Annotated in this window: 12 protein-coding genes; 10 read left to right on the top strand and 2 right to left on the bottom strand. The window is 53.7% G+C overall.

All coding sequences use genetic code 11. The features are described 5' to 3' along the window. Positions 1-71: 71 nt before the first annotated feature. Positions 72-353, top strand: coding sequence for a hypothetical protein (locus NYE24_RS04870; protein ID WP_036695355.1), 282 nt, complete (start codon positions 72-74; stop codon positions 351-353). An 88-nt stretch (positions 354-441) separates the two neighbouring features. On the opposite strand, the gene NYE24_RS04865 is transcribed toward NYE24_RS04870, so the two are convergent. Next, positions 442-1,794: a TrkH family potassium uptake protein gene (locus NYE24_RS04865; RefSeq protein ID WP_036695354.1), complete on the bottom strand. Its 1,353-nt coding sequence runs from the start codon at positions 1,792-1,794 to the stop codon at positions 442-444. Positions 1,795-1,943: 149 nt separating this feature from the next. Here NYE24_RS04865 and NYE24_RS04860 point away from each other — a divergent pair, with 149 nt between their 5' ends. Then, positions 1,944-2,303, top strand: coding sequence for a VOC family protein (locus NYE24_RS04860; protein ID WP_076158048.1), 360 nt, complete (start codon positions 1,944-1,946; stop codon positions 2,301-2,303). Positions 2,304-2,382: 79 nt separating this feature from the next. After that, positions 2,383-2,889, top strand: a complete 507-nt coding sequence (locus NYE24_RS04855; RefSeq protein WP_036695352.1) for a GNAT family N-acetyltransferase — start codon at positions 2,383-2,385, stop codon at positions 2,887-2,889. An 83-nt stretch (positions 2,890-2,972) separates the two neighbouring features. Here the strand turns inward: NYE24_RS04855 and NYE24_RS04850 are convergent, their stop codons facing one another. Beyond that, positions 2,973-4,295: a hemolysin family protein gene (locus NYE24_RS04850; RefSeq protein WP_342478208.1), complete on the bottom strand. Its 1,323-nt coding sequence runs from the start codon at positions 4,293-4,295 to the stop codon at positions 2,973-2,975. Positions 4,296-4,410: 115 nt separating this feature from the next. On the opposite strand from NYE24_RS04850, the gene NYE24_RS04845 reads away from it, so the two are divergent. The 7 genes from NYE24_RS04845 to NYE24_RS04815 all read left to right on the top strand — a co-directional run bounded on the left by NYE24_RS04845 (position 4,411) and on the right by NYE24_RS04815 (position 13,280). Continuing rightward, positions 4,411-5,178, top strand: a complete 768-nt coding sequence (locus NYE24_RS04845) for a DUF1836 domain-containing protein (protein ID WP_036695350.1) — start codon at positions 4,411-4,413, stop codon at positions 5,176-5,178. A gap of 82 nt (positions 5,179-5,260) precedes the next feature. Then, entirely contained in the window at positions 5,261-6,478 is a 1,218-nt protein-coding gene (locus tag NYE24_RS04840; RefSeq protein WP_342478207.1) for an MFS transporter, read from the top strand. 175 nt (positions 6,479-6,653) lie between these two features. After that, a complete protein-coding gene (locus NYE24_RS04835) occupies positions 6,654-7,997 on the top strand; it encodes an extracellular solute-binding protein (RefSeq protein ID WP_342478206.1) in 1,344 nt (447 codons plus the stop codon). 61 nt (positions 7,998-8,058) lie between these two features. Next, entirely contained in the window at positions 8,059-8,967 is a 909-nt protein-coding gene (locus NYE24_RS04830) for a sugar ABC transporter permease (RefSeq protein ID WP_076158243.1), read from the top strand. Between the two features lie 3 nt (positions 8,968-8,970). Beyond that, complete coding sequence (locus tag NYE24_RS04825) at positions 8,971-9,819, top strand: carbohydrate ABC transporter permease (protein ID WP_036695346.1); 849 nt, start codon at positions 8,971-8,973, stop codon at positions 9,817-9,819. A 30-nt stretch (positions 9,820-9,849) separates the two neighbouring features. Further along, on the top strand, positions 9,850-11,664 hold the full coding sequence (locus NYE24_RS04820; protein WP_342478205.1) for a histidine kinase: 1,815 nt from the start codon (positions 9,850-9,852) through the stop codon (positions 11,662-11,664). Next, entirely contained in the window at positions 11,661-13,280 is a 1,620-nt protein-coding gene (locus NYE24_RS04815) for a response regulator (protein ID WP_342478204.1), read from the top strand. The genes NYE24_RS04820 and NYE24_RS04815 overlap by 4 nt, the downstream gene beginning before the upstream one ends. Positions 13,281-13,430: the final 150 nt, after the last annotated feature.

The raw sequence follows: 13,430 nt of genomic DNA, 5'->3' as shown, positions 1-13,430 counted from the left end.
AAGAGAATTGCTGACATATCAATGTTATACTGGATATTGTGGGCATGATCAGATGAAAGGAAGGAAAGAGGATGAACCTGGAAATCACCAAAGCAGAAATGAAACGGGTAGAGGATAGAAGTTTTGTGGGGAGAACGGTATTTACATTAGAGAATCACCGTTCCCCTTATGAGATTACTTTCTACAGTTCCCGTGGAACCGAATGGGATTACAGCCTGAGCTTCGCCGGTGAGCCGGGGAGTGAGGAACAGTTCCTGGAAGTGGATGCGCTGCTGGAGAATGACGATGATCTGTACAATCAGCTGCTGGATGCAGCGCTGGATACCCAGGAGATCCCGGAAGAGGAAGCTTAAGCTTACTTGCGGATATAAAAATGCGACCCCCGTCCCGGCAGATTGCCTTGGACGAGCAGGGTCGCATTTTTTCAATAGTTACCGGCCCTTAGCCGATGGTGATATTGCCTTCGGGGTAACGGTACAGCTCCTTGCTGTTCTTCGGCTTGAGCGCATAGGCCAGGGTAAGCGGCCCGGTCCGGCCCACGAACATAAGAATGATCACCAGCACCTTGCCGATCGTGGTTAGCTCTGTGGTCAGTCCCATGGTGATGCCTGAGGTGCCAAAGGCGGACACTGCCTCGAACAGTACGCTCAGGAAATCTGCGCGCTCTGTTACGGACAGAAGCATCGTGGAGATAACCACCAGCATCAGTGAGAGCAGTGTCATGGTAATGGCTCTGTAGACATTCTCCTTCGAGATCCGGTGGCGGAACATGACGATATCCTCTTTGCCCCGCAGCTTGGCGTAGGCGGTGCTGGCCAGAATGGCAAAGGTGGTAATCTTGATTCCACCACCGGTGGATCCGGGAGCCGCCCCGATGAACATCAGCAGAATCATCAGGAACTGGGTAGATTCCCGCAGCAGCGGAATCTCGATGGTGGTCACGCCGCCAGAACGGGGCGTAATAGCCTGCAGGAAGGAGGCCATAATCTTGCCTCCGGCATGCAGCGGCTTCAGTGTAGCGTTCAGCTCCAGCCAGAAGAAGACAATGGCTCCGACCAGAATCAGCACGGCTGAGGTCGCCAGCACGACCTTCGAGTGCAGCATCAGCCGCTTGCGCTTAGGATAATCAATCACATCGGATAAGACGATGAAGCCAATTCCGCCAAGGAAGATCAGCAGCATGGAGGTAATATTCACAACAGGATCTTCTACATAGCGGGTTAAGCCGCTGAACGGCCCGTGAATATCGCCGAACAAATCGAAGCCCGCGTTGTTGAAGATAGAGATACTATGGAAAAGTCCATAATAAGCTGCTTTGCCTATCGGCATATCCACTACAAATCGGGCAGCCAGCAGAATGGCCCCGGTTAATTGAATCACCAGGGAATAGATCAGAACCCGGCGGATCAGCTTGACGATCCCCTGCATGGAGTTCTGGTTCATGGATTCCTGTAGCAAGAGGCGTTCCTTCAATGAAATTCGTTTGTTCAGCACCAGAGTGATCAGCGTCGCCATCGTTACGAAGCCGAGACCGCCGAACTGGAACAGTACGAGAAGCACAATCTGTCCGAAGGTCGAGAGCTGTGTTCCCGTGTCGATAACGGCAAGACCGGTTACGCAGGTCGCCGAGGTTGCCATGAACAGCGCATCAATGAATGAGATTCTTCCGCCGGTGGAAGCAGCGGGCAGCGATAACAGCAGGGTTCCGGCAGCGATTAGGACCACAAAGCCGAGAGATAGTATTTTGGGCGGCGTCAGCTTCAGATGCCCAAAGAAAAGGTTAGCCAAGTTCATTCTCCTGACAATAGGGATAGGATCTGACAAGATTATAGCATAACATCTATTCCCTTCACCAAGCAGGCAGGATATTGACATATTTTATCGAAATCATTATAGGCTATAGGATTCAACAACTTGCACTTATATGAGGAGGCTATACTGCTGTGACAAGTCCGATACGCAATCAGGTTGGCGCTGTCTTCATTCCGGTTAGTGATATCGAAAGGTCCAAAAACTGGTATTGCAGCCTGCTGGGGCTGCCGCTGGACGGCGAGGTATTATTCGGGCATCTGTATGATGTGCCGATGCAGGGACCGGGGATCGTGCTGGACAGCATTATTTTCACAGCCGAGGCCGTACTGAAGGTACCAACCTTCCATCTGCTTACAGAGGACATCGATGCCGCCTATGATTATGTCAAAGCCAGCGGAGCGGAGATCCTTACGGATATTGAGAATGACCATTGGTTTAACTTCAAGGACCCGGACGGAAATGTGCTGATGATCTGCCGCTCCGTCACTTAGTTAATCGGGTTAATTATATTTGTTAATCACGTTAATTATACAAAGATATGATTCGCTCTTTATTGCAGGAGGAAAGGGAATGAACGTAAAACTAAGGGAACTGCTCCCGGGGGATGCAGCGGCGCTGTTGACCCTCCAGCATCGTCTGGACGGGGAAACCTCCTTTATGCTCCTGGCCCCGGGCGAGAGGCAGAGCGCCATTCCCCAGGTGGAAGACATGATTAGAGGCTTACATCAAGCGGAGAACTCGCTTATTCTGGGAGCAGAAGCAGACGGTGAGCTTGCAGGATACCTGTCAGTCGAAGGAGGGAGCTTCAGCCGCAATAGACACAGTGCTTATATTATTACCGGTATCCTGAAGCAGTATCAGGGCAGGGGCATCGGCAGCGCATTGTTCAAAGAAATGGACCAATGGGCCAGGCAGTGCGGCTTGGTGCGTCTGGAGCTTACGGTGATGCAGCATAATGAACAGGCGGTTGCGCTGTATAAGGGGCAGGGCTTTGAAATCGAGGGCTTGAAGCAAAAATCGCTACTGGTAGACGGGCAATGGGTGGATGAATACTATATGGGTAAAGTATATAGTTAATTGCATTAACTATAAGAATGAAGTAAGGCGCTCCCCAGTAACTCAAGGGGAGCGCCTTACTTGTTGCAGCTTATCTGTACGCCTTAATCGTTGTGTACATCCGAATCTTCGGTGACCGGAAGATCGATCAGGATCTCCACCTTGCGGATACGGTGGCGGTTCATCTCACGGACAGTCAGGGTGACATGCTCGTATTGATGGCTTTTGCCGACCACAGGCTCTTCCAGGTGACTGTACAGCCATCCGCCGATTGTGGTGACTTCATCATCATGGAAATCAAGTCCCGTAAGATCCTTGACCTCCAGCAGAGAGACATTGCCGTCGAACAGATAATGAGTGTCGCTCAGCTTCTCTACATTTCTGCGTTCATCCTCGTCGAACTCATCGCGGATCTCACCGACGATCTCTTCCAGAATGTCCTCAATCGTAATCAGGCCGGAGGTGCCGCCGTATTCATCCAGCAGCAGGGCGATATGCACGCGCTCCTTCTGCATACGGGTCAGCAGGGTCTTCACTGGCGTAACTTCCGATACGGTCACTAGAGGCAGGATCAGGCTTTTGAAATCGAAATCAGGATTGTTATCGTATTGCAGGTAGAGCTGCTTGGTATTGATCATACCAATGATATTGTCTTTGCTGCCGTCAGCTACAGGGAAGCGGGTATACTGCTCCTTGCGGATAATATCGAAATTCTCCTGCAGCGAATGATCGGTGAACAGGCATACCATATCTGTCCGGGGAACCATAATTTCTTTGGCGAGCATCTCATCAAAGGTGAAAATCCGGTTAACATAACCGTATTCCGCTTTGTTGATTTTGCCGCTCTCATAGCTCTCGGACAGGATCAGGCGGATCTCGTCTTCGCTGTGCGCGTCGCCGTGTTCACTGGCAGGCTTCATGCCGAACATACGGACGAGCAGGTTGGCGGAACCGTTCATAATCCAAATCAAAGGGTACAATATTCTGTAGAACCAAATAATCAGCGGTGCGGTAATCTGACCAATTTTCTCCGGAATATTAATAGCGGCGGTCTTCGGTGCAAGCTCTCCGACCACGACGTGGAGGAAGGTGGCGATAATGAAGGCCAATGCAAAAGCAATGGGCTTACTAACGTTATGGCTCACACCAGCCAGATCAAACAATGGAATGAGCAGCTGCTCAAAAGCAGGCTCTGCCAATGCCCCGATCCCGAGTGCAGTAATCGTGATACCGAGCTGGCAGGCGGACAAATATCCATCCAGGTTAGCGGCTACCCGCTGTACTGCCAGTGCGTTCTTCTTGCCGTCCAGCACCATTTGGCTGACCTGGCTTCCCCGTAATCTCACTACTGCAAACTCCGTCGCTACAAAAAATGCGGTTAAAATAATCAAAATTGCCACGAGCGTCAAACTAAGTCCTATACCCATATAATCTTTACCATCCCTTTCGTCCCTAAAATAGGTTATACTCATATTATGAGTTCATATGAACCTATTGTACGAACTTTTCAGTGAAATATCAAATGGTGGAGGGTTGCCAGCTATGGAAGCTTTTACACTTAGCCGGATAGAGATGTCCGGACTATTACTGTCTCTAGGGCCAAACTCGGAGCGGAAGCCGCTCCATATTCTGCAGGAAGCCTGGACGAAGTTCCACCGTGACGAGGTGCGGGAGGGGACAAGTCTGCCCGCTTTTCTGTCTACGGATATCCCCCCGATTCTGCAAAAGCTGATCAAAGGCAGCGGCGTCAAAGGGCTGTCCCTGGGTGAAATTGCTTCGCTTGGCGGACTGATTGAGTATTCCACGTTATCCGTCTCTGCTATGCAGAATTGGGTGAAGCGGGATTTCAAGGAATATCTCGGGTCCCCGCGTGAAGGGAAGAAGTACTCCATTAATCAGGCGGCCATTCTATTTATAATAGATGATCTGAAGGCTGCGCTTGATTTCGAGAGCATCAGGCAGCTCTTCCGTATGCTGTTCCTGGCGCCTGAACGTGATGACGACGATCTGGTGGAGCCAGCCCAGCTGTATCACGGGTATGCCGAGCTGTTCGAGGAGATTAAGAGCCGTTCCCCGATGCCGGCTGAGGGACAGGCTTTGACCGGGAATCCCAAGGAATATCAGTGGAGATCGGACAGCGGAATCAAGTCGGCCATGGACGGAATGATGAAGCGGCTCAGCCACCTGAGCAGAGGGCAGCGGGATGCGGTGCAGAATATGCTGCTGATCGCTGCGATCTCGGTGCAGACCTGTTATTTTCAGGCGATGGCCCGGCAATATTTCAATGCGGTGTTATTCCTTGATTTTTGAACCATCCGCTTCTAGAATGTGTAAGTGATACTATTCAGGAATTATTGGATTAGCGGGAATCAGGGGAGAGGGGCCTTAAGTCATGTGGAATCAAATGTCGCTGCTGCAGAATCCGAAGCAGCGGAAGCTGCTCTTCAGTGCAGGTCTAAGCTGGATGTTCGACGCGATGGATGTAGGGATGATCTCGTTCGTCGTGGCTGCACTGGCCAAGGAATGGTCGCTGGGACCGGAAAAGATCGGCTATTTAACCAGCATTAACTCAGTGGGGATGGCCGTCGGTGCAGCTGCAGCCGGGATTATGGCGGACCGCTTCGGCCGCAAATCAGTGCTGCTCTGGACGCTGCTGATCTTCTCGATTGCAAGCGGACTGTCGGCCTTCGCCGCAGGCTATGCAGTACTGTGCGTGCTGCGCTTCATTGCCGGCTTCGGGCTGGGCGGAGAGCTGCCGGTGGCTTCGACACTGGTATCCGAGAGCATGCCGGTTAAGGAAAGAGGCAGGGCTGTTGTGCTGCTCGAGAGTTTCTGGGCGCTCGGCTGGATTCTGTCGGCGCTGATTGCGTACTTCGTCATTCCGGATTACGGCTGGCGGGTCGCCTTCGCCATTGGGGCGGTACCGGCGCTATATGCGCTCTATCTGCGCAGGGCAATCGATGACTCACCGAAGTTCGCGGAGATCAAGAAAGCTCCTCCAGTGCCGTTGAAGAAGCGTATAGCGGCAGTCTGGTCGGCAGAGCACCGCCGCTCGACCATCATGCTGTGGATTCTGTGGTTCACCGTGGTCTTCTCTTATTATGGAATGTTCCTGTGGCTGCCGACGGTGATGGTGCTGAAGGGCTTTAGTCTGGTCAAAAGCTTCGAGTATGTGCTGATCATGACACTCGCCCAATTACCGGGTTACTTCACCGCCGCCTATTTCATCGAGAAATACGGCCGCAAATTCGTACTGGTCATCTACCTGCTGCTGACAGCCGTCAGCGCGGCTTGGTTCGGGAATTCAACGACCGAGGGCATGCTGATGGCTGCCGGGATCTGCCTGTCGTTCTTCAATCTGGGAGCCTGGGGCGGGATGTACGCGTATACGCCTGAGCTGTATCCGACTAAGATCCGTTCCACAGGTGTGGGACTCGCCACCTCCTTTGGACGTATTGGCGGTATTATTGCTCCTACGCTGGTCGGCCTGATGGTCGGCAAGGCAGTCGGGATCGGCTCCATCTTCATGATTTTCTTCGTTACCATTGTAATCGGCGCCCTGGCGGTACTGTTCATGGGGAAAGAAACGAAGGGACTAGAGCTAGAGTAGACTGCTACGGAATAGATGCATACTTAACAGGACTACAGGCCAGCCGGAAGATTTCGGCTGGCTTTTGTCTTACTTATTTGATATAACCCCTTACTTTTCTGGATTTACCCTATGCAGGGCGTTCCGTATAATCATTTATGTAACCGCTTACTTCACAAATTTGAGGAGGCAACAGATGACAATCAAGGGGACCAAAGGACTTGTACTGCTTCTAAGCTCAATATTGCTGATGACTACGGCTGCATGCTCATCCGGCGGTGCGAATGCACCGGACGGAGCCAAGACTTCTTCCAAATCAGAGGGTTCGGCACCTGCAATTGAGCTGCGCATGACCTGGTGGGGCTCACAGACACGCCACGATCTGACCACCAAGATGATCAAGCGCTTCGAGGAGAAGAATCCGGGCATCACGATTAAGCCGGAATATTCCGGCTGGGACGGTTATTTCGATAAGCTGTCTACTCAGGTAGCAGGCTCGAATGCTCCGGATATCATTCAGATGGACTATGCGTTCCTGTCTGATTACGCCAAGCGCGGCACCTTGCTTGACCTGACGCCTTATACCCAGGATGGAACGCTGCGGACCGGGGACCATGACAGCAGCATGCTCTCGGCAGGAAGCATTGACAGCAAATTGTATGCCGTTACCCTTGGAGTGAACGCTCCCGGCGTCATCTATAATGCATCTGTGCTTCAGGAGCTGGGAATTGCGGAGCCGCAGGAGTCATGGACGTGGAAGGATTTTGCGGAGATGTCAAATGCGATTGCTAAGAAGAAGGGCGACGGCTACTATGGGACGCCGGATATTTCAGGCACCACGAACATCTTCGAGGTATTCGTCCGCCAGAACGGGAGCGGCCTGTTCGCCGGGAACAAGCTTGGTGTCTCACAGGAGGTCATCGATGAATGGTTCAATTACTGGCAGGGGCTGCGGGACAGCGGCGGTGCTACAACGGCAGAGGTGACTGCCGCGATGACGAATGCGCTGGAGACCCGGCCGCTGTCCGTTGGCCAGTCCGCCCTTGATTTCGCCTGGTCCAACCAGCTGATTACCTATCAGAATGTGCTGAAGGATCAGAGCCAGAAGCTGAAGATGCAGGTGATTCCCCATATGGAAGGCGAGCAGAAGATCGGCGAATATCTGAAGCCCGGCCAGTTCATCTCCGGGAATGCCAAGACCAAGTATCCCAAGGAGGTAGCGAAGCTCATCGACTTCATGGTCAATGACCCGGAAGGCACTGCTATTCTGGGGGCTGAACGGGGAGTGCCGGTCAATTCCGCAGTCCGGGAGCAGCTGAAGCCGTCGCTTACAGCAGAGGAGCAGTTAATCTTTGATTTTATCGATGTGGTCTCCAAGCATTCCAGTGATATTGACCCGCCGTACCCGCAGGGCTTCTCGGAGATTGATAAGAACTTCAAGAGTGCCAGCGAGCAGATCTCCTTCGGTCAGGCCGGCATTCCGCAGGTAAGCGAGCAGTTCATCTCCGGTGCTAACGCCATACTGGACAAGGCCAAATAAATATAGAGGAGCGAGAGAGCCATTGAGTGCAGATCTGATGACAGTAGATAGACCAGCAGGCATGAAGCGGCGTAAAACAAAGCTGCGCTATAACCAGAACGGGGTTGCCCTCCTGTTCCTGTCGCCCTGGCTGCTGGGGCTAGTGTGCCTGACACTGGGGCCGATGGCGGCCTCACTCTATTTTTCTTTTACAGATTACAGTATTCTGGAGAGCTCCAGATGGATCGGTCTGGACAACTTCAGGACGATGCTCACCGCAGATCCGTTATTTATCCAATCGCTGAAAGTCACCTTCATCTTCGTATTCGTGTCTGTGCCGCTGAAGCTGATGTTCGCCCTGGCCGTGGCCCTACTCCTTAACAAAGGAATACGGGGCCTCGGCATCTACCGGACGGTCTACTACATCCCTACACTGCTTGGAGGCAGTGTCGCTATTGCGATGCTGTGGCGCAAGATGCTTGGCGGCGGCGGGCTGCTGAATCAGCTATTGGCCATGGTGGGGATACAGGCGCCTGACTGGGTATCGAATCCCAAATACTCACTGTATTCGCTGATCCTGCTATCGGTATGGCAATTCGGCTCGTCGATGATCATCTTCCTGTCCGGGCTGAAGCAGGTGCCGCCGGAATATTATGACGCCTCTTCGGTGGACGGTGCAGGCAAAGTGGGGCAATTCCTGCATATTACGCTGCCGGTGCTGTCTCCGGTTATCTTTTTCAACGTCATCATGCAGACGATCACCGCCTTCCAGTCGTTCACCCAAGCCTTCATTATCAGTAACGGCAGCGGGGGACCGGTGAATTCCACCTTGATGTATTCCCTGTACCTGTACAAGAAGGGCTTCTCGTTCTTCCAGATGGGCTATGCTTCGGCGATGGCCTGGGTACTGGTGCTGCTGATCGGGATATTCACACTCCTGCTATTCGGCAGCAGCAAGCTGTGGGTGCATTATGAAGATGGGGGGAAATAAGCTATGGATACAGGCAGCACATCGAAAAGTGCCGTTTGGCTCAAGCACTTCATCATCTGTCTGATCGCCTTTGTTATGCTGTACCCGGTGCTGTGGCTGGTGGGCAGCTCGTTCAAGCCGGCGAATATGATTTTCTCGGAAATCTGGTTCTGGCCCCGGCAATGGAATTTCCATAATTATGTCAGCGGCTGGTTCGGCTTTCAGGGCAGCTCCTTCGCCAAATTCCTGCAGAATTCGGCTCTGGTCTCTCTGGGGGCAGTGCTCGGCAATGTGATCACCTGCTCCATGGCGGCTTATGCGTTCGCGCGGCTGAATTTCCGGTTCAAGGCAGTGGGCTTCGCATTGATGCTGATGACGATTATGCTGCCGCTGCATGTGACCCTTATCCCGCGCTACATCCTGTTTAACAGCCTGGGCTGGGTGAACACCTTCGCGCCGCTGATTCTGCCCAAGTGGATGGCGACGGATGGCTTCTTTATCTTCCTGACGGTACAGTTCATTCGCGGCTTACCGAAGGAGCTGGACGAAGCGGCAACGATTGACGGCTGCGGGCCTGTTCAAATCTTCAGCCGGATTATTATTCCGCTGGCGTTGCCTGCGCTGATTACTACGATGATTTTCACCTTTATGTGGACCTGGGATGATTTCTTCAGCCAGCTCATCTTCCTTAGCGATATCGGGAAATACACAGTACCGCTCGGGCTGCGCCTGTTCCTGGACTCCAGCTCGCAGTCGGATTGGGGTCCGATGTTCGCCATGTCGGTATTGTCGCTGGTGCCGTGCTTCATTCTCTTCATCACACTGCAAAAGTATTTCGTGGAAGGAATTGCGACATCCGGCCTGAAAGGATAGAATCGTGGGAAAAGCATAGGGATGGGGCAGATGCAAAAAAGAATGCTCGGCACCTGGCTTCTGCGGATCAGGCGGAGCAAGCTCTCCACGCTGATGGCGGCCAGTATTATTACGTTCAATCTGATTTTTCTCGGATTCATAGTCCTGCTAGCGTACCGGACCTTCTCGGACGTAACCTTCAGCGAGATCAGCACGACCAGGCTTGCCCTGCTGAATGAGAGCACGAAGCGCGGCTTCGACTTCATGACCAATGTGTCGGGCACCGCCTACTCCATTGCAGCGAACAAGAGCGTGATTGAGGGGCTGGAGAACACGCCTGCCTCCAAGTATCAGATGATCTCCAGAAGGCGGGAGATTACGGAGATTCTCCAGCATTCGCTGGTGCTGAACGAAGGGGTAAGCTCGATTGAGATTTATAGTGATTTGTTCAGCGGGGTGCCGCAAAGCTCCACGGACCTTGTCTTTCCGGTCTCTTCGATTAAGAACGAGAGCTGGTATCCCCAGCTGAAGCAGGCGGATTCGCTCTGGGTTCCCCTGGAGGGCAGCGGCGGCGAAGATGAGCCTTATCTGATTGGCCATATTCAGCATCTGTTCGGAAATGAAGGCAAAACGATCGGCTACCTCTATATCCGGCTGTCCGCAGACGATATCCTGAAGCAGTTCAAGGACATTCCTGCTGTGCTGGACGGCCAGATCCATCTGGTGGATACAAGCGGCAATCTCCTGCTGCTGGTGAACAAGGAGAATGGCTCTGCCGGTAAGGCTGTACTGGAGGCAGACTGGCTCTACCGGCATACGTATGAGGGCAATGAAGGCTATGAGCTGCTGAAAAAGGACGGGCAGTCCTATCTCGTCCTGTTCTCCAGACCGAGCACGATCTCCTGGCGGCTGGTCCAGGTCATCCCGACGCGTGAGCTGCTGCAGGAGGTTCGGAAGGCGGACAGGCAGGTAATCGGGATCGGCCTGCTCTGTCTGCTTCTGTCGGCGCTGCTGGCGTATTTCTTCATCCGCAATATGATCCGTCCGGTGCGCAGGCTGATTCAGGAGATGCGGAAGCTGGAGCGCGGAGATTTCCGGGCCAGTATGAGTGAGTCGCTGACGGAGGAATACACGCAGATGTCTTACGGCTTCAACCACATGGTGAACCGGCTGCAGGAGTTGGTGCAGAGTGAGCGGGAAGCGAGCGCCGCGAAGCGGGAGGCTCAGGCAGGGCTGCTGGAGGCCCAGATCAAGCCGCATTTCCTGTACAACACGCTGGATATGATTCACTGGAAGGCGATGGATTACGACGCCCAGGATATCAGCTACATGATCACCCAGCTGGGCAAAATGCTGCGCATCGGCCTGAGCGGCGGCAGAATGCTCATCCGTCTGCGCGACGAGCTGGAGCATGCGCGGTGTTATGTGAGCATCCAGCAGGAACGGCTGCCGATTGCCATCGAGTATACGGAGTCGATTGCGGACCCGGCGGTACGGAGTTATTTCATTCCGAAGGTTATTCTCCAGCCGCTGATTGAGAATTCTATTATTCATGGCAGCCGGGAGCCTGGCTCCGGCCCTTTGCAGATTCACTTGGAGGTGCGGGAGATCAAGACGCCGGGAAGCCAGCCTTACTTGCAAATCACACTGCTGGATAACGGCAGGGGCTTAGAGGAAGGCTGGTCGATGGAGCAGGTGAGCGGCATCGGCACCCGCAATGTGATGAGCCGGATTCAGCTGTATTGCGGAGAACCGTATGGACTATTCTTGGCCAACCGGCCGGAGAGAGGGGTTGCGGCTATGATTACGCTGCCAGTCATTGAGACAGAGGAGCAGCTGGAGCGGCTGCTGCGCGATCAGCTATGAGCCGCTCTATCCTGCTGGTGGATGACGACCCGCATATTCTGAAAGCCCTTACGAGACATGTGGGCTGGGAGAAGCTGGGCCTTACCCTGGCTGGAACAGCGGTCAACGGCCATGAAGCGCTGGAGTTGTTCCGCAGGCTCTCCCCCGATCTGGTGATGACCGATGTCTATATGCCGGGCATGGGCGGGCTGGAGCTTACAGAGGCGCTGAGGGAGCTGGCGCCGGAGCTGCCGGTTATTATACTGAGCGGCTATGAGGAATTCGAGAATGCCCGGCAGGCGATGCGCTGGGGCGTCAGCCATTTCCTGCTGAAGCCGGCCCGGGTAGACGAGATCGAAGCTGTGCTCCGCGCTGTGCTGCTGGATCTGGATGCCGGAGAGCAGAAGAAGCGGCTGGAGGAGCGTTATCAGCAGGAAATCGGCCGCACGCTTCCTTTTCTGCGGGAACGCCTGCTTATGGAGCTGCTGACCACCCGCTACAGTGCGGAGGAATGCTCCGAGGAACGACTCGGATATCTGCAGATTATCCGTCCGCAGCGGCTGGCGGCGGCCAGCATCCAGCTTAACCGGCCTTCGCCGCTGCATAAGCTGAAGGAGCGCGAATGGCAGCTGCTGCGCTTCGGAGCCGGTAATATCTGCCGGGAGACGCTGCAGCACAAGCTTGCAGGTCATCTCTCTGTGCAGGGGCATGTGCTGGACTACTCCGACGATCTGCTGGTGGTACTGGTGCTGGACCGTGAGGCTGGAGAGCCGATCCCCGTTCTGAAGGAAGTGGTTCAGGAGACGATGGATAAGATCCGGAATTACATTCAGCTTCAGGCCTATGCCGGCATTGGTTCGGTCAAGTCTGCCATCCATGAACTGATCGATTCGTATCTGGAGAGCAGAGAGGCGCTTGCTTCCGCAGAGTTTCAGGAGACCAGTCCCATCTACGCCTATGAGCCGTGTGCAAGCAGCAACCCGTGGACGCTGGAGGACTATTCCCGGCTGCTCCAAGAGTGGAATGAAGTGCTGCTGTGCCGGGATTCCTCAAAAATATGGGAGACCTGGGAGATCATCTTCGGCAGACTCCGGCAGGATGACCAGAATAACATTCAGGATATACAGACGGTGTGTGTCGGTCTGTTCACTACGCTGATGTATTACTGGAATGCCTGCTGCCCAGGCCGCACTCCCCCTATGAGCATGTCCGAATTCCTGCAGGCGGTGACGGGCTACTACACCTGGAGAAGCTTGACGGAGTGGATGGGCCAGATGATCCCGGCTTTCCTGACCGCAGCTTTTACCGAGATGAACGTCAAGAAGAACCGGCTGGTAGAGAGCGTCAAAAGCTATGTGGAAGCCCACTATACCCAGGAGATCAGCTTCATGGGCCTCGCGCAGGAGCTGCATGTGCATCCGAAATATCTAAGCCAGCTGTTCAAACGGATCAGCGGTGAGAATTTCGTCAGCTACCTGAACCAGTACCGGGTGGACCGGGCCATTGAATTCCTGCAATCCGGCCAGCATATGGTGTATGAGATCAGTGAGATGGTCGGCTTCAACAACCCTGCCTATTTCAGCCAGGTGTTTAAGATGATTACCGGGCGCAGCCCGAGTGATTATTTGAAGGGGTGAGGGTGGGGCGAAGGAACAGGTGTGAGTACAAGTACAAGTTAACCCCCAGCAGCCTTGCTCCGCTATTGCAGCCCGCAGGGTGAGTATAGTATATTCTTATGGAGACACAAACGAACGTTCTCATTGCCCGGCAGGCAACATTAAGCTGCG

This window comes from Paenibacillus sp. FSL H7-0350 (assembly GCF_038593195.1).
Taxonomy (GTDB): Bacteria; Bacillota; Bacilli; order Paenibacillales; family Paenibacillaceae; genus Paenibacillus_AQ.
This window is presented reverse-complemented; position numbering and strand designations above follow the sequence as displayed.

Coding starts and splice junctions, on each gene's coding strand:
- NYE24_RS04840 (WP_342478207.1), top strand. CDS start 5,261: ATGTGGAATCAAATGTCGCTGCTGCAGAATCCGAAGCAGCGGAAGCTG.
- NYE24_RS04815 (WP_342478204.1), top strand. CDS start 11,661: ATGAGCCGCTCTATCCTGCTGGTGGATGACGACCCGCATATTCTGAAA.
- NYE24_RS04850 (WP_342478208.1), bottom strand. CDS start 4,295: ATGGGTATAGGACTTAGTTTGACGCTCGTGGCAATTTTGATTATTTTA.
- NYE24_RS04870 (WP_036695355.1), top strand. CDS start 72: ATGAACCTGGAAATCACCAAAGCAGAAATGAAACGGGTAGAGGATAGA.
- NYE24_RS04835 (WP_342478206.1), top strand. CDS start 6,654: ATGACAATCAAGGGGACCAAAGGACTTGTACTGCTTCTAAGCTCAATA.
- NYE24_RS04825 (WP_036695346.1), top strand. CDS start 8,971: ATGGATACAGGCAGCACATCGAAAAGTGCCGTTTGGCTCAAGCACTTC.
- NYE24_RS04845 (WP_036695350.1), top strand. CDS start 4,411: ATGGAAGCTTTTACACTTAGCCGGATAGAGATGTCCGGACTATTACTG.
- NYE24_RS04820 (WP_342478205.1), top strand. CDS start 9,850: ATGCAAAAAAGAATGCTCGGCACCTGGCTTCTGCGGATCAGGCGGAGC.
- NYE24_RS04830 (WP_076158243.1), top strand. CDS start 8,059: ATGAAGCGGCGTAAAACAAAGCTGCGCTATAACCAGAACGGGGTTGCC.
- NYE24_RS04865 (WP_036695354.1), bottom strand. CDS start 1,794: ATGAACTTGGCTAACCTTTTCTTTGGGCATCTGAAGCTGACGCCGCCC.
- NYE24_RS04855 (WP_036695352.1), top strand. CDS start 2,383: ATGAACGTAAAACTAAGGGAACTGCTCCCGGGGGATGCAGCGGCGCTG.